This is a genomic window from Xanthomonas hawaiiensis (assembly GCF_031834635.1).
Classification (GTDB): Bacteria; Pseudomonadota; Gammaproteobacteria; order Xanthomonadales; family Xanthomonadaceae; genus Xanthomonas_A; species Xanthomonas_A sacchari.
This window is the reverse complement of record NZ_CP115873.1, coordinates 3,057,149-3,076,564: the sequence shown is the minus strand read 5'-3', so window position 1 is coordinate 3,076,564 and position 19,416 is coordinate 3,057,149. Positions and strand designations below refer to the sequence as shown.

Genomic DNA, 19,416 nt, shown 5'->3' with positions numbered 1-19,416 from the left:
GATGCAGGCGCCGACGCCTGCGCGCACGCGGCGACGCGAACGCCGCGGCACGGTGCTCAAGCGCGCGGCTATCCTGCGCGTCGCCGAGCACTTGTTTTCGCGTCAGGGCATCGGCGGCACCAGCATGGATGCCATCGCCGCCGGCGCGCAGGTGTCCAAGGCCACGCTCTACGCCTACTTCGACAACAAGGAGGCGCTGTTCCGCGCGACCGTGGACGCCATGCAGGGACGGATGCCGGACCGCTGGAGTGTCCTGCTCGGTGCCGCCGAGCCGGTGCAGACCCGCTTGGCCGCGGTGGCCGACGATCTGCTGGACATGGCGGACGGACCGGTGCCATGGACGCTGCAGCGCATGATCGCGCAGTCGGCGCATGCCGCACCGTCCGCCGCCGCGACGCCGTGGGAGCGTTGCTTCGCCCGCTACGACCGCGCGATGCGGCGCTTCCTGCGCGCCGAATGCCGCCGCGGAACCCTGTTGGTGGCCGATCCGGCGCAGGCATCGGCGCACTTCTTCGGGCTGATCCTCGGTGCGTCGGCACTGCGTGCGCTGCTGGGCGGTACCGCGGTCCCGCGACCTGCATGGGTGGACAGCGCGGTCGCGCTGTTCATGCGCGGCTACCGCGCCGAGCCGCCTGGTGCGGCGCGCTCGCCGGCGCCGTCCGCGTAGGTGCGGCCGCGGTCGTCAGGCGTTGCTATGCTGGTACGCCGCCCTGCCGCCGTTTCCGGAGCGACGTCCCGATGCGCAAGACCGCCGCCGCGTTGCCACTCGCGCCCGACCGGGCGCGTGCGCTGTGGCTGCACGCGCAGCGCCTGACCACGCCGGCGCCGTTCGGCAGTGGCGCCGAGGCCGTGCGGCAGGCCACCGCGCACCTGGGCTATGTGCAGATCGACACCATCCACGTGATCGCGCGCAGCCACCACCACGTGCTGTATACGCGTATTCCCGAGTACCGCGAACGGGATCTGGAACAGGCGCAGTCGCAGGACAAGTCGCTGTTCGAGTACTGGACCCATGCCTTGGCCTACGTGCCGGTCGCCGACTACCGCATGTACGGGGCGCAAATGGCGCGCCGCCGCGCGCAGGCCGACGCCAGGGGCGCGGTGGATGCGCAGGACTATGCGCGGCTGCTGCGGCGCATCCGCAGCGAGGGGCCGTTGTCGATCCGCGACATCGACGACGAGGTGCTGGTCGAGAAGACCCATCCGTGGGGCAGCCGCAAGCCGTCGCGGGCCGCGTTGCAGTACGGCTTCTTCAGTGGCGACCTGGTGATCAGCCAGCGCAGCGGCATGCTCAAGACCTACGAATTGGCCGCGCGGCATTTCGGCTGGCGGCAGCGGCCGCGTGCGGTCAGCGATGCGCAGTACGCACGCTACCTGTTGCAGCGTGCGCTGCGTGCGCAAGCCATCGTCGGCGTGGATTCGATCTGCTATGGCGAGACCGCCGCCAAGCCGGCGGTGCGTGCCTTGATCGCCGCGGAAGTGGCACGCAAGCGCCTGATCCCGGTGCATCTGCAGGGCCAGGAAGGCGTGCCCCTGTGGGCCGAACCGGAGGTGCTGGACAGCGCGCCGCCGCCACCGGATCCGACGCGGGCGCAGTTGCTGTCGCCGTTCGATCCGCTGGTGATCCAGCGCAAGCGGCTGCAGCAGTTCTTCGGCTATACCCATCGGTTCGAGGCCTACGTGCCGGCGCCGCAGCGGGTGCTGGGCTACTTCGCGCTGCCGGTGCTGGTCGGCGACCGCATCGTCGCCGCGCTCGACCTGAAGATGGACCGTCGCGCCGGCCGCCTGCTGATCCAGCAATGGACCTGGCTGGTGCCGCGACGCGCAGCGCTGCAGGCGACGATCGACGCGGCCTTGCAGCGCTTCGAGCGCTTCCATCTGACGTAGCGGCCCGTCGCCGCGGACCTGTCGCCTGCGAGCGACGCCGGCGGGCCGCACCTGCATCCGCAACGCAGCCCCGGATCCAGGCATTGTGTTGCGCATCCCCGGTTTCCTCGCGCTGACGGCGCCGCGAACAGCCGTCAGGGTCACCTCGCGACCACAGGCTGCCGCTTAGGCTCTGGATTCCCCCTTCGCCTGGCCGCCGCATGTCCGCTGCCCGCCACTGTCTCCATGAAGCCCTCGACGCCTGCCGCCGCGGCACGCCCGCGGTCCTGGCCGTGGCGATGGCCCGCGAGGGTTCCACCTACGCGCACGCCGGGGCGATGGCCTTGTTCGGCCCCGATGGCGCGCAGCAGGGTTGGCTCAGCGGCGGTTGCCTGGAGCCGGAGATCGCGCGCTGCGCCGCGGACGCCGCCGTCGCCGGCATGCCGGCGTGGATGGAGATCGATACGCGCGAGGACGAAGACCTGCTGTCGGGTTCGTCAGCCGGCTGCCGGGGCCGCCTGCACCTGGCCTTGCTGCCGCTGCTCGCCTTGCCCGGTTTCGACAGGCTGGCGCAGGCCTGGCTGCACGGGCGCGGTGGCTTGACCCTGGCGCTGGAGGCCGACGGTAGCATCGCCGCCAGCGTGGCCGAGCAGGCATCGCGGTGGTGCCTGCCTTGGCACACGCTGTCTGCGGCGTCGCCGCGCGTCGGCGAAGTGCACGTGCCGCCACCGCCGAGGGTCAGCGTCTTCGGTGCCGGCCCGGAAGCCACCGTGTTGCTGCCCCTGCTGCGCCAGTTGGGCTGGATGACCACCCTGGTCGAGCAGCGGCCGCGCTGGTCTGCGTTGGCGGCGCTGGCCGACCGCGCCCTGGCATGTACGCCGAGCCGCGCCCTGGCCGATTGTGCCGGCAGCGATGCGGCGCTGGTGATGCACCACAATTTCGAACTGGATCGCGAAGCGCTGGATGCGCTGGCCGGCAGCGCGATCCCGTTCGTCGGCCTGCTGGGACCGGTGCGGCGGCGCGAGGACCTGTTCCGTTTGCTGAGCTCGACGCAATGCGCGCAGTTGTCGCCGCGCCTGCATTCGCCGATCGGGCTGCGCCTCGGCGGCAACGGCGCGGAGGCGATCGCGCTGAGCATCGCCGCGCAATTGCAGGCCAGCCGGGCGGTGCCGCCGCGGCTGAGCGCGGTCGCGCAGGCGAGCGACAGGCCGCGCCGATCGCACCGCGATGCGCCGGCGGCAGCGCCGCGATTGCTGGCCGAGGGCGCCAGGTGATGGCCCAGGCGCACGCGGCGTTGATCCTGGCTGCCGGCGCCAGCCGCCGCCTCGGCCGTCCCAAGCAGACGCTGACCAGCGACGGCGAGCCGTTGCTGCGCAAGGTCGTGCGCCTGGCGCTGTCCACGGCACCGGCGCGCTGCGTGGTGGTGCTGGGTGCGCAGGCCGAGGCGCTGCGCCCGCTGCTGGAGGGATTGCCGGTGGAATGCGTGCGCAATCCGGATTGGTCCACCGGCATGGGCGGCAGCCTGGACTGCCTGCGTGCGTCGGTGAGCGACGATGCCGCGATCACCCGCAGCCTGGTGCTCGGTTGCGACCAGCCGGCGCTGGCCGCGGCGCATCTGCAGGATCTGCTGGCGGCGGCCGCGCGGGCGGCGTCGGGTTGCGCGGTGAGCGCCTACGCCGGCGTGCGCGGCATGCCGGCGGTGGTGGCGCAGCAGCGCTGGCGCACGCTGCCATTGGGCGGTGACCAGGGCCTGCGCGCGTTGTTCGCGGCGCTGGCACCGGACAGCATGGGTTGCATCGTCGCGCCGGCGTTGGCGCTGGACCTGGACACGCCTGAAGATGTGCAGGCGGCGGTGGCGAAGGGGTGGCTGGATCCGTAGCGGTTGCGTCGGGCGCGGCGTTGCGGTGACCGGAGCCCTCATGTAGGAGTCAACTGTCATGCACCTGCGATGGCAGGAGGAGCGTACGGGGCCTGATCGCGCGCGATGGCGTTGAGCCAGCGCAGGAACTTGTGCATGCAGGCGACGATGGCGACCTTGGCCGGTTTGCCGCCTGCGCGCATGCGCGCGTAAGTGTTGGCCAAGGGGGATTTGGCGCGGATGCTGGCCCAGGTGGCCATGTACAGCACGCGCCGCACGTCGGCACGTCCGCCTTTGATGCGGCGTTGGCCTTTCCAGCAGCCGCTGTCGTGATTGAACGGGGCCAGCCCGACCAGGGCAGCGAGCTTGCGTGGCGGCAGCGTGCCCAGCTCTGGCAACCGCGCGGCCAGAACCGCGCGCAGGATCGTGCCGAGCCCAGGCACCTTAGGGAGGCTCGAGCAGGTCTTGCCCTGCTGCCCGATCTCCTGCGTCAACGTCTGGATCTGCTGGTTCAGCAGGGCGATCACCTCTCGGCAGTGGCGTTGCACCTCAGGGCGGGTGATGTGCTCCAGGCGCCGCCGATGGGCATCGCGCTGGCCCACCAGGGTGGCACGCAGGTCCAGCAGTTCGCGAAGAGACTGCTGGTGCCCGGGCACCACGGGCGTGGGGGTGGTCGGGATGTGCTGGGCGGCGATGGCCAGCAGGCGCGCGTCCAGGACATCGGTTTTGGCATGCAGGCCCAAGGCCTGGGCTAGCTTGCGCGGACGATCAGCGGCCATCCGCACTGCCGGCAGGTCCGCCTCTCGGAGCACCTGCAGCACGGCATGTTCGTAGCCGCCACTGGCTTCCAGCACGATCCGCTCGCAGCCCAGCTCGGCCAGGCGTTGGGCCAGCGCACGCTGCCCCTGTGGCGTATTGGCTTGGGTCCAGGTCTGCTCGTCCGGCAGGACATGAATGACCAGTTCGGCCTTGGATACATCGATCCCGACATAGCGCCGCATAGACGTTCTCCACAGTAGACTCAGGCACGAGAGCACTCCTGCCGACGCCCATGCTTGTGGAGTTCGAGCTCGCGACTCGGGCAACTGTTCGGGCTGATGAGGCAGGAGATACGGGGTGCGGCGGCGCTGACTCCTACTCGTGCTTGCTGGCACTACGGCTAAACGGCCTGCCGCACTCCGCTCTCACCTGCAACGATAGACCCTCATTTGACACAAGCGGCTTCAGCCGCGATGGGCTTTCTCGATCATGCCTGTCGCGGCTGAAGCCGCTCCTACAAGAACAAATTGCGCGCAAAAACGCGGCGCAGCAAGAGGCGATCGCGCTCAGCCGATCAACTTGTCCGGGGTGATCGGCAGGTCGCGGATGCGCTTGCCGGTGGCGTGGAACACGGCGTTGGCGATGGCCGCGGGAATGCCGACCATGCCCAGCTCGCCCATGCCCTTGACCCCGAGCGGGTTGACGATGGTGTCGTTCTCTTCGACGAACATGGTCTGGATCTCGTGCACGTCGGCGTTGACCGGCACGTGATAGTCGGCCAGCGAGGCGTTGAGCATGCGCCCGTAGCGATGGTCGATCTCGGTGCCTTCGCTGAGCGCCATGCCGATGCCCATCACCACCCCGCCGATTTCCTGGCTGTGCGAGGTCAGCGGATTCATGATCTTGCCGCAGGCGGTGGCTTCGATGACCCGGGTCACCTGCACCATGCCCGTGTCCGGATCGACCTTGACCTCGATGAACTGCGCGCCGTGCGCGGCGGTGGCGTACTGCTTGCGCTCGGCCGAGGGCTTGGATTCGTGCACCACCTCCAGCTCCTGCAGGCCGTGCTGGCGCATCAGCTTGGCGACTTCCAGGCCGGCTTCGGGCTTGCCGGTCGGGCGCAGCTGGCCATCGACCAGTTCCACCGCATCCACGTCCAGTCCGCTGAACGCGGCCTGCCCATCCTGCCTGGCCAGTTCCAGCAGCTTGCCGCGGATCTCGCGCGCCGCGCCGTGGATCGCGCTGCCGACGCTGGCGGTGGTCCACGAGCCGCCCTGCGCCGGCGCCTTGGGCAGGCGCGTGTCGCCCAGTTCGAACTGCACGCGCTTGGCGTCGATGCCCAGATACTCGGCGGCGATCAGGGTCATCACCGTGTAGGTGCCGGGGCCGATGTCGGACGTGGCACTACCGACCCGGGCGCTGCCGTCGGCCTTCAGCACCACCCGCGCCAGCGCCGGCATCTGCATCGACGCCCAGGTGCCGGTGGCCATGCCCCAGCCGACCAGCAGGCGGCCATCGCGCATGGAGCGCGGCTCGGGCGTGCGCTTGCTCCAGCCGAAGGTCTCGGCGGCGAGCGCGTAGCACTCGCGCAGCGCCTTGCTGGAAAACGGCTTGCCGGTTTCCGGGTCGGTCTCGGCGTAGTTGGCCAGGCGCAGTTGCAGTGGGTCCATCTTCAGCGCATAGGCCAGTTCGTCCATTGCGCACTCGATGCCGAACATCTGGCTGATGGTGCCGGGCGCGCGCATCGCTTGCGGCGTCGGCAGGTCGGTCTCCACCACCTCGAAACGATCCTCCACGTTCGGACACGCGTACAGCGAGCGTGCATTGCGGAAGATCGCCTCGTTGAACGCCTCGATGCGCGAGGTGTTGAGCACGTGCCGGTAGCGGATCGCCTGCAGCGTGCCGGCGGCGTCGGCACCCAGGCCCAGTTCCACGCGGTAGTAAGGGCGGTAGCCATGGCCGCTGAACATCTGCCGCCGCGTGTAGACGATCTTCACCGGCAGGCCGACCGCCTTGGAGACCGCGCCGAGCAGGAAGGTGTAGTAGTTGGGGCGCAGGCAGGAGCCGAATGCGCCGCCGACGAACAGCGAGACCACATTGACCTTGTCCACCGGAATGCCGAAGTAGCCGGCCAGCTGTTCGCGGTCCTGGTAGACGTTCTGGCTCTTGTTGACCACGGTCAGGGTGTCGCCGATCCAGTAGCCGATGCCGCCGTGCGGTTCCATCGGATTATGGTGCTCCACCGGCATCGTGTACGCGGCCTCCAGCTTCACCGGCGCGGCGGCGAACGCGGCGGCCGGGTTGCCGCGCGGCTTCGGCGACTCTTCAGGGGTCGGATCGTGCGCCTGGTCGAGCAACGCGTCGAAATCGGTGTGCGCCGCCTCGGTGGCATACTCCACCTGGATCAGCCGCGACGCGTGCCGGGCCTGCTCGAAGGTGCTGGCCACCACCACCGCGATCGGCTGCGCGTTGAAATGGATGCGGTCGTCGACCAGGGCGCGGAACGACAGGTCTTCGCCCTTCTTCTTGACCGCGTCGGACACCGGCTTGATCGCATTGAGGTGGGTCAACACCTTGATCACGCCCGGCGCGGCTTCGGCGGCGCGGGTGTCGATGCGCACGATGCGGCCCTTGGCGATGGTGCTGGTGAGGATGTAGCCGTGGACCAGGTGTGGGATCTGGAACTCGGCCGCATAGCGTGCCTTGCCGGTGACCTTGGCGAAGCCGTCGACGCGGCGCATTTCCTTACCGATGTAGTTCATTGCCGGTTCTCCGGTTGGCCGCTCACGCGGCATCGCTGCCGCTGGCGCGGTGCAGGGCGCGGATCATCGCGTGCGTGCCCATCGGGATCTTGTAGGCGTTGTGCGCCAGCGGCCGCGCCGCGGCCATCTCGGCCTGCGCGGCGGCGGCGAAGGCAGCTTCACCCACATGCTGCCCGACCAGCGCGCGTTCGGCGGCGCGCGCACGCCAGGGTTTGTGCGCCACCCCGCCCATGGCGATGCGCGCTTCGCGGATGCGCCCGTCCGGTTCCAGCGCCAGCGCCGCGGCCACCGAGATCAGTGCGAACGCGTAGCTGGCCCGGTCGCGCACCTTCAGATAATGGCTGTGCGCGGCGAACCCCGGTGCCGGCAGGGTGATCGACTCGATCAGTTCGCCATGCGCGAGCTGGTTGTCGACATCGGCGCGCGCCTCGGGCAGCAGGTGGAATTCGGCGAACGGGATCTCGCGCTGGGCGCCGGCCGGCGTGCGCACCTGCACGGTTGCGTCCAGCGCGGCCAGGGCCACGCACATGTCCGACGGGTGCACGGCCACGCAGTGCGCGCTGTGGCCGAAGATCGCGTGGGTGCGGTTGAGCCCCTCGCGCGCGCCGCAGCCGCTGCCGGGCTCGCGCTTGTTGCAGGGCAGGGCGGTGTCGTAGAAGTAGCCGCAGCGCGTGCGCTGCAGCAGGTTGCCGCCGTTGCTGGCCATGTTGCGCAACTGCATCGTGGCCCCGGCCAGGATCGCCTGGCTCAGCAACGGATAGCGCTGGCGCACCAAGGGATGGTTCGCGGTCTGCGTGTTGTTGGCGAGCGCGCCCAGGCGCAGGCCGCCGTCGGCGGTTTCGGCGATCTCGGCCAGGCCCTTGAGCCGGGTCAGGTCGACGATCTCGTCGGCACCGGTCACCCCTTCCTTCATCAGGTCGAGCAGGTTGGTGCCGCCGCCGAGGAAGCGTGCGTTCGGGTTGGCGGCGACACGGCGCACCGCGTCCTCCGGCGAGGTCGCGCGCTGGTACTTAAACGGCGTCATCGGCCACCTCCTTCGCCATCTTCAGTGCGGTCAGTTCGGACTGGTCGACATAGCGCCAGGTCAACGGCCGCGGCGCGCCGCCGCTGTGCACGTCCTGGATGGCGGCGACGATCTTGGGGTAAGCGCCGCAGCGGCAGATGTTGCCGCTCATGCGCTCGCGCACCTCGGCGTCGCTGAGCTCGGTGACCGGGTGGCTGACGTCGGCGCTGACGTGGCTGGCATCGCCGCGCTTGATCTCGTTCAACAGCGCCACCGCCGAGCAGATCTGCCCAGGCGTGCAGTAGCCGCACTGGAAGCCGTCGTGCTGCACGAACGCAGCCTGCATCGGATGCAACCGCTCGCCGTCGGCCAGGCCTTCGATGGTGGTGATCTGCGTGTCTTCGGCCTGCGCGGCGAGGGTCAGGCAGGAGAGGCGGCGCTCGCCGTCGACGATCACCGTGCAGGCGCCGCACTGACCGTGGTCGCAGCCCTTCTTGGTGCCGGTCAGTGCCAGGTGTTCGCGCAGTGCATCCAGCAAGGTGGTCCGTGGATCCAGTTGCAGCGCATGGCGCTGGCCATTGACCTCGAGGACGACCGGCAACGCGTTCTGCGGCGGTGCGGCCTTGGCGACGGGTGCGGCGAACGCGGCTTCGCTGAAGAGGATCTGCCCACCGGCGCTGCTGAGGCCGGCGGCCGAGAGCAGGGCCAGGAATTCGCGGCGCGACAGGCCGTTGATGCCGAGCCGGCGCGCCAACGCGGCCTCGTCCTCGCTCAATGGAGTGTCGCGCGCACTGTCGGCAGCGCCGGACGCGGCCTCGGAACGGTGGGGGTCATGCTGCATCGGTCTCTCCTGCCTGGGGGACCGCCACCGCGCGCGCCGTGGCGCAGCATGGAGCGAATCGGCCTGGGTAGCGGCGTCGCCATCGCGACGCCGACGTGCGGGCACGCATCGGCACCCGAAACACGAGCATCGCGGCGGGACCGCGAAGGGACTGCGAAGAGAACGCGAAGGGAGGGTGTCGGGGCAGTGATTCGGTCCGGACGATGGTCGGAATCGCGTGGCGCAGGTGCGCGACGCTCAGTGCATCGGCAGGCGCGGTTGCCGCCGCGGCAGGCGGACTGCGCCTGCCGCGGCTGACGCTACGCGGCCCATGGTGGCGATTGCAGCATGGGCGTCTGCAATCGTGCAGGCGCTACCAGCGATACGCCACCGACACCTGATACTGGCGGCCGGCGATCGGGCGGCCCATGAACACGCCGCCGGTGGCCGCGCCGGGCACGCGCACATTGCCCTCGGTCAGGCCTAGGGTGTCGGTCACGTTACTGCCGCTGACGGTGAACTCCCAGTGCTCGCCGCTGTGCAGGCTGGCACCGACGTCGAGCATGTCGTAGGACGGCAGGCGCTGGCTGTTGGCCAGGTCGGCGTAGCGTTCGCCGATGTAGGAGTAGGTGGCGAACACGCGCAGGTCGCCGAACGGCAGCATCCAGTAGTAGCTCGGGGTCAGCCGGAACTGGCGCTTGGGCTGGCGCATGACCTGGTTGCCGGTGTACTCGCGGTAGTTGCGGTACTTGGCGTCCAGCCACACCCCGGTGCCGGCCAGTTCGAAGCCGCCGAACGGACGGATCGCCCCTTCCACCTCCAGGCCGTAGGCGCGCGAATCGCCGACCGTGGTGAAGTTGCTGCCGTTGGCCAGGAAGGCCTGGAACGGCGAGTTCTTGAAGGTGTTGTAGAACGCCGTGAGGTACAGATCGTAGTTGGTCGCGCCGGACTTCAATCCCAGTTCGTATTGCCGGATGTCCTGCACCTTGGTCTGGCCGTCGCGCAGGTTGTCGAAGCCGGGAAACTTGACCCCGGAATTGACCCGCGCGAACACGCTGTTGTGCGCGTCGAGCTTGACGTTCAATCCGGCCGTCCACGACAGCGCGTTGTCGTCCTGGTCGATGCGCCGCGCGCTCGGCAGCGAGATCGAGGTGGCGTTGTCGTAGAGCGTGGCCGGATTGCCGTCCAGGTCGACGGTGGCGGTGTCGTGCACGGTGCCGGTGACGCGCTGGCGCTCGTAGCGCACGCCCAGGTCCAGGCGCAGACGCTCGTCCAGTTCCCATTCGTCGGCGACGAACACCGCAGCGTTCTCGCCCTGGTAGTGCGCGCGCAGGGCCAGGAAGGCGGTGCTGGTGAAGCCGTCGCGGGTCGGTTGGCGGCCGTCGTCCAGCGTCACGTCGACGCGCCGCGCATGGTTCTGCGCGGTCAGCAGCATCGTGTTGCCGAGGTACCAGGTGTCGTTGGAGGTATACCTGGCGTAGTAGCTGCCCACGGTGAGCGTGTTGCCGGCGAACAGCGCGCGGCTCAGGCGCAGGTCGTTGGTGAAGGAGTTCAGGCGCTTGTCCACCGACCACCAGCCGGCTTCCAGCACCTGCTGGTTCGGATCGACCGCGCCGCCGCCGTTGGTATAGCGCGCGCTGCCGGTGCTGCCGTAGCCGGCGATGAAGTCGCCCAGCCGCTGCGGCGCGTCGCCGGTGAACAGCGCATAGGTCGGCGCGGTGCCGCCCATCACGTTGAAGCGGTCGGCCAGGGTCCAGTCGCCCAACTGCCAGTTCAGTTCGCCGCCGAATACGTCGATGTTGACGCCGCGGCCGTCGTCGAGGTCGCGCCGGATGGTCTGGCCGTTGGGGCCGACCGGCAGGGTGACGTTGCGGAAGTCGTCGCTCAGCAGCGTGCCGTGCTGCGCGTCGAGGCCGGGAAAGCTGGACAGGTCGTTGCCGTTGTTGCGCGACAACAGCGGGATCGCCGTGTAGAAGGCGTTGTTGTCGTCGGTATGGCGCGCATAGAACGACAGTTCGCCGCTGTCCCAGCGCCTGCTCAGGGTGGCGCTGAACTGGCCGCCCTTGTCCGCCGGGAACTGCGGGTCGCGCACACCATCGGTCTCGCGGAAGAAGCCGCCGATGCTGTAGTACCAGCCGTTGCCCATCGGCCCGCTGTTGAACAGATCGATGCGGCGCAGGGCGTCGCTGCCGCCGGTGAGGCGCACGCTGCCTTCCGGCTCGTCCTGGCCCTTCTTCTGGATGAAGTTGACGGTGATGCCGGCCTGGCCGTTGGAGAAGATCGGGCTGGAGCCGCCGCGCAGCACCTCCATGCGTTCGACGGTGTCGTCGGTGCGGAACAGCGTGGAATTTTCCAGGAACGACAGCGTCGGCGGCGGGAACAGCGGCGCGCCATCGAGCTGGAAAGTGACGAACGGCGCATCGCCTTCCGACGGCATGCCGCGCACGAAGATGTTGGCGCCGGTGCCGCCGCCGCTGGGCTCGGCCCACACGCCGGGCACGATCTTCAGCAGGTCGGCGCTGCTCTGCGGCACCGCCTGCTGGATCTGTTCGGGTGTGGCGGTGGTGATCGAGAAGCTCGCGTCGCGTTTGCGCAGGCCGCTGAAGCGCGCAGTGCCGCTGACGACCACGGTATCCAGGGTGGTGGCGTCGGGTTGCGTTGCCGGCGCAGCGGGTGCGTCGGCGGTCTGTGCCAACGCGGGAGGCGCGAGCAGGGCGGCGGCGATGGACAGGGGCAGCAGATGATGAAGCGGCGCAAGATGCATGAAGAATCTCTCCTTTCTTCATTCGGAACGATCGGCCGGGATGCGGCACGCGCGTGCAGCGCGCGGCCGCGTCGCAGCGGCCGGTACGGCGCGAAGCAGGGGGCGACGCGCGGCGCCCTTTGTAACCCCGTCGGGCGATCGGACCGTTGTGCAGCGCGGTAAGGACGAGGTTTGCGTGACAGGTTGCCCACGCAGGCCGCCATCGCACCGCCACGCACGGCGTGCGCTGCGCAGTGTGGCGTCGCGTGCGGTTACACGTGGGCAGCCGGAAGAATGACTGTCGCCATCCTCACCACGTTCCACTTGCTATCGTGGCGCGCGTGTATGCAAGAGCGTTTTGCAATGAAGAACTGGTTGTTCCTGCTGGTGGCCATCCTCGCCGAGGTGGTCGCCACCTCGGCGCTGAAGGCCAGTGAGGGGTTCACCCGGCTGTGGCCGACGCTGCTGGCGCTGTGCGGCTATGGCATCGCCTTCTATCTGCTGTCGCTGACCTTGCGCAGCGTGCCGGTGGGCGTGGCCTATGCGCTCTGGTCGGGCATCGGCATCGTGTTGATCTCGCTGCTGGCGTGGTGGCGGTTCGGCCAGGCGCTGGATCCGCCGGCGATCGTCGGCATGGCGCTGATCGTCGCCGGCGTGGTGGTGATCAACGTGTTCTCGCGCAGTGCGCCGCATTAGCCGGAAAAAGAGAGGCCGCCCGAAGGCGGCCTCGTCACGCGGCGGTGAACGTGCCGATCAGAAGAACAGGCGCACGCCGAACGAGGCGCTGCGGCCGGGCAGCATGACCTCGTCCTTGAGGAACGAGGTGTGCACGCGCGCGTCCTGGTCGGTCAGGTTGTTGCCGTCCAGGAACACTTCCCAGGCGGTGCTGCCGACATCGACGTGATAGGCCAGGTGCGCATCGACCAGGGTGTAGCCGGCGGTCGGGGTTTCGTTGACCGCGACCTTGTCCTGCTTCTGGTAGCGGGTGGCGCCCAGCGCGGCGCGCCAGTGGCTGGCGTCCCAACGCAGTTGCGCGCCGTAGCGCGCCGGCGCGATGCGCGGCAGGTTGCCGCCGTCCTTCAGCCGCGCGCGCACGGTATCGCCGAACACACGCAGGTCCCAGGCGCCGCTGTCGTTGTCGGCCAGGTGAAAGGTGGCCTCGCCTTCGAAGCCATGGAACACCGCATCGGCCTGGGTCCACTGGCGGATCGGCAGGAAGTCGTTGTCCTCCTCGTGGTACCACTGGCCGCCGGTGTCGACGATGTAGATGAAGTCGTCGTAGCGGTTGTAGTAGCCGGCGACCTTGGCATCCACCCAGTCGTTCTTGAAGATCAGCCCCAGCTCGGCCTGGTTGGCCTTTTCGGTCTTCAGGTCGGGGTTGCCGATCTCGTAGGCGAGGGTGGCGATGTGCGGGCCGTTGGCGAACAGTTCTTCCTCGGCCGGGGCGCGCTCGGCGTGGTCGAGGTTGGCGGTCAGGCGCCATTGTTCGTTGAAGCGGAAACCGCCGCTCAGCGACAGGCTCTTCGGGGTGAAGTCGCGGTCCACGCCGGTGTCGGTCTCGTACTTGGTCTTGTCCACGCGCGCGCCGACTTCGGCCTGCACGCGGTCCCAGCTGTTGCGCGCCAGCGCGAACACGCCGATGGCGCGGGTGTCGGTCTTCGGCACGAAGGCTTCTTCGCCGATCGCCTGGAAGGTCGAGTCGCTGCCCTGCACGCCGACCGCGGTCTGCCAGCCGCCGCCCAGGCCGAAGGAGGCCTCCACGCGGCCTTCGTTGGCGCGCTTGTCGAACTTGGTGCCGACCTCCGCGCCTTCGAACTCGGTGTGGGTGTAGGCGGTGTGGCCGAAGCTGTAGCGCAGCGCGCTGCCATCGCCCCACGGGTCGTTCAGCGCACCCTTGAGCTCGAAGCGGTCCTGGTGCAGCTGCAGCGACACGCCGCGCTCGCCGGCGGCCGGATCGCCCGGCTCGCCCGGGTTGCCGTAGTCGTCGCGGAAGCGCGAGACCGACACGCCGACGAAGCCCCAGTCGCCGGCCAGCGAACTGCCGATCGAGCCGACCTTGGACTTGACGAACGAGTTGAGCTGCGGGCCTTCCGGCGTGTCGTAGTCCTTCAGGTTGCGATACACGCCGTCGGCGTGGATCGACAGGCCGCTGCCGTTGCCGGCATCGACGCGGAACATGTCGGTGTTGCCGCTCTTGTCGCCGCCTTCCCAGCGCGCCTCGGCACGGCCGTGCACGCCGTCGACCGGGGTCTCGGCGATGCGTCCGTCGACCACGTTGACCACGCCGCCGATGGCGCCGGAGCCGTACAGCAGGGTCGACGGGCCTTTCAGCACTTCGATCTGGTCGGCCAGGAACGACTCCACTGCCGGCGAATGGTCCTGGCTGACCGTGGACACGTCCTGCGAGGACAGGCCGTCGTTGAGCACCGCCACGCGCGGGCCGTCGAGGCCGCGGATGATCGGCCGGCCCACGCCGGGGCCGAAATTGGAGCTCTGCACGCCCGGCAGGCTGGCCACGGTCTCGCCGATGCTGGCGCCGCGAGCCTCGTCCAGGCGCTCGCCGGCCAGCACGTCCACCGGCTGGCTCAACGCGCCGGCGGCGTCGCGCAGCGGGCTGGCGGTGACCACCACCTGGTCCATGTCCTTCACGTGCCGGTCCTGCGTGTGGCCGGCGCCGTGGCGGCTGTCGCTCGCCGGCGGCGTGGCATCGGCCGCGGTCGTCGTGGCGGTGGGGTCGGCGGCCAGGGCCAGCGACGGACTCAGCAGGCCAAGCAAGGCCAGGGACAGGGCGGAACGGCGGAGCAGGACGGGACGGGGAGCGGGCATGGGCATTCCATTAGGAGGGACGTTCGGGGGCGACGCGCGCACCACCGGCGCCGCGCAATGGCGGCGGACGGTCGAGGAAGGGGCACGGGACGCGCTGGTCGCCGGCGGCCGAATGTTATATTATTCCGTAACACTTTCAACCCGTGCCGACCGCCATGTCCTCACCGTTCGATCTGCGCGCCGCGCTCGACCGCCTCGGCGCCACCGGTTCGCTGCTGTGCGCGGTGCATTGCGCGGTGCTGCCGCTGGCCTTGGCGGTGCTGCCGTCGCTGGGCCTGTCGATGTGGCTGGGTGACGGCGTGGAGCGCACCCTGGTGCTGTTCGTGACCTGCCTGGGCCTGTTCAGCCTGGTGCTCGGCTATCGCCGGCATCGCGTGTGGCAGGCGCTGGGGTTGCTATCGCTGGGCCTGCTGTCGCTGTGGGCCGGGCTGCTGGTGCCGGCGCTGCATCATGCAGTGGCGCCGCATGCGGCGATCATGACCTTCGGCGGCACCCTGGTCGGGCTGGCCCACCTGCTCAACCTGCGCCTGAACCACGGCCACGTGCACGACGCAAGCTGCGCCCATTGAGCGCACGTGGTAGGCTTGCCGCCCTTGCGCGAGGGCGCCGACCGCGTTGGCCTCGCCAAACCCCGTGCATCGCGCGGGGGTTTTCGCACACACATTCAGGAGTCGATGAGCATGGGTAAGGGTGACCGCAAGACCGCCAAGGGCAAGCGCTACAACGCCAGCTACGGCAATTCGCGCTCGCACAGCGTGAGCAAGGTGGCCGTGGGCGCTGCCGCGCCGGCCGCGAAGAAGTCGGTGGTCAAGGCGCCGGCGGTGAAGAAGGCCGTGGCCAAGAAGACGGTCGCCAAGGCCGGCTGAGCCAGCCACCGGTTGCGACGAAGAACGCGGCGCTTGCGCCGCGTTTTTTTATGTCTGTGTCATTCCTGACCGTCGCCGCCAGGCGGCGGCTGGCAGTCTTGCGGCGGAAGCGGCAGTGGCAGCGCGCTTCCCGATCGCACCAGCGCCGGGCACGCGCCACCCGTCAGTGCGGGCGTTGCGCGGTGGGGCGGTCGTCGCGATCGTCGTGGTCGCTGCCGGCCAGGTCGGCGACCAGCGAGGTCGGCGTTTCCTCTTCCGCGGGCGGTGTAGGGGCCGGCGGTGGCGCCACCAGCAACAGCTCGGCCAGGCCGCGGTAGATCGGCGTGCGGCAGACCAGCGCCGAGGCGCCGCGGGCGATCAGCACCGTCGCCAGGATCGGCAGCAGCATGTCGCTGCTGTCGGTGAGTTCCAGCGAGATCACCGCCGAGGTCAGCGGCGCCTGGGTCACGCCGGTGAGATAGGCGCACATGCCCAGCAGCACGAAGATGCGCGGATCCACGCCCGGCATCAGCACGGCGAGGTTGTGGCCGAGTCCGGCGCCGACCGCCAGGGCCGGCGAGAACAGGCCGCCGGGGATGCCGGCCACGTAGGACACCAGGTTCGCCAGCAGTTTCATCAGGCCGAATTCGTGGCCGACGCTGGCGTGCCCCTGCACCAGACTGCGCGCCTGCTCGTAGCCGGTGCCGAACGCGCCGTTGCCGAAGACCAGGCCCAGCAGCACCAGCGCCAGGCCGCACAGCGCAGCCAGCAGCACCGGCTGGCGCCGGCGCAACTCGCCCAGCCAGCGCGGCTTGCCGGCGACGGTGAGCAGCACCATGCGCGCGAAGGCGCCGCCGAGCAGGCCGGCGACCACGCCGCACAGCAGGATCGCCAGCCACGCCTTGCCCAGCGGCAGGCCGGCGGTGGCGACCCGGCCGAAGTAGGTGTAGTCGCCGAGCAGGCCCAGCGAGATCACGCCGCCGACGATCACCGCGGTCAGCAAGGTGCCGGAGAAGTGGTGCTCGAAGCGCCCGCTCAGTTCCTCGATGGCGAACACCACGCCGGCCAGCGGCGTATTGAACGCCGCGGCGATGCCGGCGGCGCCGCCGGCCAGCAGGAAATGGCTGGCCTGGCGCGCATCGCGAAAGCCGAACCAGCGCCCGAACACGTACATCAGGCTGGCGCCGACGTGCACGGTCGGGCCTTCGCGGCCGATCGAGGCACCGCCGAACAGGGCCATGGTGGTCAGCATCAGCTTGCCCGCGGACACGCGCAGCGACAGATTGGCCTGGCGGAAGCCGTCGTCGGGACGTTCCAGCGCGGCGATCACCTGCGGGATGCCGCTGCCGCGGGTGGGGCGCAGTGCGCCGTTGGTCAGCCAGGCGAGCAGGGCGAACACGCTCGGGGTCAGCAGCAGCGCCCACCAGGGCGAATGCCCGATGATTCGCTGGAACAGATGGAAGGCGGCGTCGCTGGCCTTGGCGAAGACGATGGAGACCAAGGCCACCGCCACCGCGCCGCCCCACAGCACGGCGCGCTGCTTCCAGCTCTCCTGCGAGATCAGTTGGCGCAGGCGCGGTGGTTGCGCGGAGTCGGGCGAGTGCATGCGGCCATTGTCGCATGCGTTGCTCAAGGCGGGCGCCGGCGCGCCGCGGCCGTTGCCTTGGCGCTCAGCGCAGCGCCGGCGGATCGCCGTCGTCGGGCGCGGCAGGGAGGCGGAGCGGGTGGTTCAAGCGAGGGATGGACGTCGATCGGCGCCGCCGCGTGGCCGCTACGCTCAGCCGAACAGCGGCGCCATCGTGCCGACGGCCGTGCTGCCGCCCTCGCGTCGCTCCAGCGCCAGCAGTGCGGCCTTGGTCGGCAGGCCGCCACCGAAGCCGGTGAGCGCGCCGTTGGCGCCGATCACCCGATGGCAGGGCAGCACGATCGGCAGCGGGTTGCGGCCGTTGGCGGCACCGACCGCACGCACCGCGCGCGGCTGGCCGAGATGGTGCGCCAGTTGCGCGTAGCTCCAGGTCGCGCCGAACGGGATCTCGGCCAGCGCCAGCCACACCCGCTTCTGGAAGTCGGTGCCGTGCGGCGCCAGCGGCAGGTCGAAGTGGTCGCGCTCGCCGGCGAAGTAGGCCAGCAGCTGCTCGCGCGCGGCGCGCACCGGCGCCGGGTCGTGCACCCAGTCGGCACGTCCGCGGGCGTCGTAGCGGTTCTCCGGGAACAGGATGTGGCGCACGCCATCGCTGCCGACGGCGACGGTGAGCATGCCGATCGGGGTGTCGAAACGGTCGTAGGACAGCGGGGGCGCGGTCATGCGCGGTTCTCCTCGGGAGGGTCGTTGGCCAGGTGCCACAGGTGCAGCACCGCGTAGGCGCGCCAGGGTCGCCAGGCCTGCGCGCGCGCCTCGGTGGCGCGTTCGCTCAGGCGTGCGCCGCCTTCGCCGAGCATGCGTTGCAGCACCAGGTCGCCGGCGGGGAAGGCGTCGGGCTGGCCGAGCGCGCGCAGCGCGATGTAGTGCGCGGTCCAGGCGCCGATGCCGGGCAAGGTGATGGCGTGGGCGACGAAGTCGTCCAGGCGCTGGCCGGCGCGGAAGGACAGACGGCCGTCCAGCACCGCCTGCGCCAGCGCACGGATCGTCGCCGCCCGCGAGCGCGGCAGGCCGATCGCTTCCAGCGGCGCATCGCGCAGCGCCTGCGGGGTCGGGAAGGCGCGGTCCAGCCCCGGCGGTTGGCCGGGCCGCGCGGCGCCATGGCGATCGACCAGGCGCGCGGCCAGGGTCGCCGCACCCGCGACGCTGACCTGCTGGCCGAGCACCGCACGCACCGCCACTTCGAACCCGTCCCAGCCGCCGGGCACGCGCAGCCCGGGACGCCGGGCGATGGCGCGCGCCAGCAGCGGATCGTCGCCGAGCGTGGCGTGTACCGCGCGCAGGTCGGCATCCAGGTCGAACACGCGGCGCACCCGCCGCACGATGTCGGGAATGGCGCGCGGATCGGCCGCGGCGATGTGCAGGCGCAGTTCGTGGCGCTGCGGATCGGCCTCGACGCGGATGCGCGTGGAGGCCTCGCAGGGGCCGAGCACGCGCTCGTAGCTGGCCTCGCCGATGCGCTCGATGCCGGGGATGGCGCGCTTGCGCAGGAACGCCAGCATCGCCAGGAAGTCCAGCGGCGGCCGATAGCCCAGGCGCAGCACCAGGTCGCCGCCGGGACTCTCGGCGCGCTGCTTGCGGATCGCCGAGGGCGGCATGCCGCAGCCGTCCAGGAAGGCGGCATTGAAGCGGCGCAGGCTGTTGAAGCCGGCCGCCAGCGCCACCTGGGTGATCGGCAGCGCGGTCTCGGTGAGCAGTTGCTTGGCCAGCAACAGGCGCCGGGTGGCGTGCACCGCCGCCGGGGTGGCGCCGAGCTGGGCCACGAACAGGCGCTGCAACTGGCGCGCGCTGATGCCCAGTTCGGCGGCCAGCGCGGCGACGCTGGCGTCCTGCAGCGCGCCTTCGGCGATCAGCGCCAGTGCCCGCCGCACCGCCTCTTCGCCCACCTGTTGCTGCGCCTCCGGCGACAGTTCGGGACGGCAGCGCAGGCACGGCCGGTAGCCGGCCGCCGCCGCGGCCGCGGCGCTGGGGTAATAGCGCACGTTGCTGCGCTTGGGCGGCGGCGCCGGGCATACCGGCCGGCAGTAGATGCCGGTGCTGCGCACCGCAGTGAAGAACACGCCGTCGAAGCGCGCATCGCGCGACTGGCGGGCGCGGTCGTAGAGGGCGTGATCGGTGGCGGCGAGGGCAGGCATGGCGCCAGTCTAGTCGGCCCCGGCGCGGCGCACTGGCCGTTTTCGGACAGCAATGCCGTCGCGCTCGCATGGCCGTGGTGCCCGCGGTTTAGGCGCAGTTGGGGAGGTTCCGCGCTGCGGCACTAGACTAGGTCGGTGGGCGTCTTGCGTCTGCCTTCCG

Annotated in this window: 16 protein-coding genes; 7 read left to right on the top strand and 9 right to left on the bottom strand. The window is 70.3% G+C overall.

The features are described from left to right. The first annotated feature begins 1 nt into the window (after position 1). The 4 genes from PG878_RS13255 (at position 2) to PG878_RS13240 (ending at position 3,745) form a co-directional block, all read left to right on the top strand. Positions 2-667, top strand: coding sequence for a TetR/AcrR family transcriptional regulator (locus tag PG878_RS13255; protein ID WP_209031801.1), 666 nt, complete (start codon positions 2-4; stop codon positions 665-667). 71 nt (positions 668-738) lie between these two features. Beyond that, complete coding sequence (locus PG878_RS13250) at positions 739-1,887, top strand: winged helix-turn-helix domain-containing protein (RefSeq protein WP_209031802.1); 1,149 nt, start codon at positions 739-741, stop codon at positions 1,885-1,887. Positions 1,888-2,087: 200 nt separating this feature from the next. Beyond that, entirely contained in the window at positions 2,088-3,140 is a 1,053-nt protein-coding gene (locus tag PG878_RS13245; RefSeq protein WP_209031803.1) for an XdhC family protein, read from the top strand. Continuing rightward, positions 3,140-3,745, top strand: a complete 606-nt coding sequence (locus tag PG878_RS13240; protein WP_209031805.1) for a nucleotidyltransferase family protein — start codon at positions 3,140-3,142, stop codon at positions 3,743-3,745. The genes PG878_RS13245 and PG878_RS13240 overlap by 1 nt, the downstream gene beginning before the upstream one ends. Positions 3,746-3,801: 56 nt before the next feature. On the opposite strand, the gene PG878_RS13235 is transcribed toward PG878_RS13240, so the two are convergent. From PG878_RS13235 to PG878_RS13215, 5 genes are all read right to left on the bottom strand, one after another. Continuing rightward, positions 3,802-4,725, bottom strand: coding sequence for an IS110 family transposase (locus PG878_RS13235; RefSeq protein ID WP_311185968.1), 924 nt, complete (start codon positions 4,723-4,725; stop codon positions 3,802-3,804). Positions 4,726-5,049: 324 nt separating this feature from the next. Further along, positions 5,050-7,245 (bottom strand): xanthine dehydrogenase family protein molybdopterin-binding subunit, encoded by a 2,196-nt coding sequence (locus tag PG878_RS13230; protein ID WP_209029366.1) that lies wholly within the window; start codon positions 7,243-7,245, stop codon positions 5,050-5,052. Between the two features lie 22 nt (positions 7,246-7,267). Beyond that, a complete protein-coding gene (locus PG878_RS13225) occupies positions 7,268-8,269 on the bottom strand; it encodes an FAD binding domain-containing protein (protein WP_209029368.1) in 1,002 nt (333 codons plus the stop codon). After that, on the bottom strand, positions 8,256-9,089 hold the full coding sequence (locus tag PG878_RS13220; RefSeq protein ID WP_209029370.1) for a 2Fe-2S iron-sulfur cluster-binding protein: 834 nt from the start codon (positions 9,087-9,089) through the stop codon (positions 8,256-8,258). Before PG878_RS13220 ends, PG878_RS13225 begins: the two co-directional genes overlap by 14 nt. Positions 9,090-9,441: 352 nt before the next feature. Beyond that, on the bottom strand, positions 9,442-11,832 hold the full coding sequence (locus PG878_RS13215) for a TonB-dependent receptor (protein ID WP_209029372.1): 2,391 nt from the start codon (positions 11,830-11,832) through the stop codon (positions 9,442-9,444). Between the two features lie 342 nt (positions 11,833-12,174). On the opposite strand from PG878_RS13215, the gene PG878_RS13210 reads away from it, so the two are divergent. Next, positions 12,175-12,507, top strand: coding sequence for a DMT family transporter (locus tag PG878_RS13210; RefSeq protein ID WP_010343489.1), 333 nt, complete (start codon positions 12,175-12,177; stop codon positions 12,505-12,507). Positions 12,508-12,564: 57 nt separating this feature from the next. On the opposite strand, the gene PG878_RS13205 is transcribed toward PG878_RS13210, so the two are convergent. Beyond that, complete coding sequence (locus PG878_RS13205; RefSeq protein WP_209029374.1) at positions 12,565-14,637, bottom strand: TonB-dependent receptor; 2,073 nt, start codon at positions 14,635-14,637, stop codon at positions 12,565-12,567. Positions 14,638-14,792: 155 nt separating this feature from the next. On the opposite strand from PG878_RS13205, the gene PG878_RS13200 reads away from it, so the two are divergent. Next, positions 14,793-15,206, top strand: coding sequence for a MerC domain-containing protein (locus tag PG878_RS13200; protein ID WP_209029376.1), 414 nt, complete (start codon positions 14,793-14,795; stop codon positions 15,204-15,206). A gap of 111 nt (positions 15,207-15,317) precedes the next feature. Continuing rightward, the gene (locus PG878_RS13195; protein WP_010343492.1) at positions 15,318-15,503 is read left to right on the top strand and encodes a 30S ribosomal protein THX; all 186 of its coding nucleotides are present in this window, start codon (positions 15,318-15,320) and stop codon (positions 15,501-15,503) included. Between the two features lie 163 nt (positions 15,504-15,666). Here PG878_RS13195 and PG878_RS13190 read toward each other — a convergent pair whose 3' ends face one another. The 3 genes from PG878_RS13190 to PG878_RS13180 form a co-directional block, all read right to left on the bottom strand. After that, a complete protein-coding gene (locus PG878_RS13190; RefSeq protein WP_209029378.1) occupies positions 15,667-17,088 on the bottom strand; it encodes a chloride channel protein in 1,422 nt (473 codons plus the stop codon). Between the two features lie 171 nt (positions 17,089-17,259). Beyond that, the gene (locus PG878_RS13185) at positions 17,260-17,787 is read right to left on the bottom strand and encodes a methylated-DNA--[protein]-cysteine S-methyltransferase (RefSeq protein ID WP_209029380.1); all 528 of its coding nucleotides are present in this window, start codon (positions 17,785-17,787) and stop codon (positions 17,260-17,262) included. Continuing rightward, positions 17,784-19,256 (bottom strand): DNA-3-methyladenine glycosylase 2 family protein, encoded by a 1,473-nt coding sequence (locus tag PG878_RS13180; protein ID WP_209029381.1) that lies wholly within the window; start codon positions 19,254-19,256, stop codon positions 17,784-17,786. The genes PG878_RS13185 and PG878_RS13180 overlap by 4 nt, the downstream gene beginning before the upstream one ends. Positions 19,257-19,416 lie beyond the last annotated feature (160 nt).

Bases quoted from the DNA above. Each gene is read 5' to 3' on its own strand.
- PG878_RS13210 (WP_010343489.1), top strand. From the start codon at position 12,175: ATGAAGAACTGGTTGTTCCTGCTGGTGGCCATCCTCGCCGAGGTGGTC.
- PG878_RS13235 (WP_311185968.1), bottom strand. From the start codon at position 4,725: ATGCGGCGCTATGTCGGGATCGATGTATCCAAGGCCGAACTGGTCATT.
- PG878_RS13240 (WP_209031805.1), top strand. From the start codon at position 3,140: ATGGCCCAGGCGCACGCGGCGTTGATCCTGGCTGCCGGCGCCAGCCGC.
- PG878_RS13245 (WP_209031803.1), top strand. From the start codon at position 2,088: ATGTCCGCTGCCCGCCACTGTCTCCATGAAGCCCTCGACGCCTGCCGC.
- PG878_RS13185 (WP_209029380.1), bottom strand. From the start codon at position 17,787: ATGACCGCGCCCCCGCTGTCCTACGACCGTTTCGACACCCCGATCGGC.
- PG878_RS13205 (WP_209029374.1), bottom strand. From the start codon at position 14,637: ATGCCCGCTCCCCGTCCCGTCCTGCTCCGCCGTTCCGCCCTGTCCCTG.
- PG878_RS13250 (WP_209031802.1), top strand. From the start codon at position 739: ATGCGCAAGACCGCCGCCGCGTTGCCACTCGCGCCCGACCGGGCGCGT.
- PG878_RS13190 (WP_209029378.1), bottom strand. From the start codon at position 17,088: ATGCACTCGCCCGACTCCGCGCAACCACCGCGCCTGCGCCAACTGATC.
- PG878_RS13225 (WP_209029368.1), bottom strand. From the start codon at position 8,269: ATGACGCCGTTTAAGTACCAGCGCGCGACCTCGCCGGAGGACGCGGTG.
- PG878_RS13215 (WP_209029372.1), bottom strand. From the start codon at position 11,832: ATGCATCTTGCGCCGCTTCATCATCTGCTGCCCCTGTCCATCGCCGCC.
- PG878_RS13195 (WP_010343492.1), top strand. From the start codon at position 15,318: ATGGGTAAGGGTGACCGCAAGACCGCCAAGGGCAAGCGCTACAACGCC.
- PG878_RS13220 (WP_209029370.1), bottom strand. From the start codon at position 9,089: ATGCAGCATGACCCCCACCGTTCCGAGGCCGCGTCCGGCGCTGCCGAC.
- PG878_RS13230 (WP_209029366.1), bottom strand. From the start codon at position 7,245: ATGAACTACATCGGTAAGGAAATGCGCCGCGTCGACGGCTTCGCCAAG.
- PG878_RS13255 (WP_209031801.1), top strand. From the start codon at position 2: ATGCAGGCGCCGACGCCTGCGCGCACGCGGCGACGCGAACGCCGCGGC.
- PG878_RS13180 (WP_209029381.1), bottom strand. From the start codon at position 19,256: ATGCCTGCCCTCGCCGCCACCGATCACGCCCTCTACGACCGCGCCCGC.
- PG878_RS13200 (WP_209029376.1), top strand. From the start codon at position 14,793: ATGTCCTCACCGTTCGATCTGCGCGCCGCGCTCGACCGCCTCGGCGCC.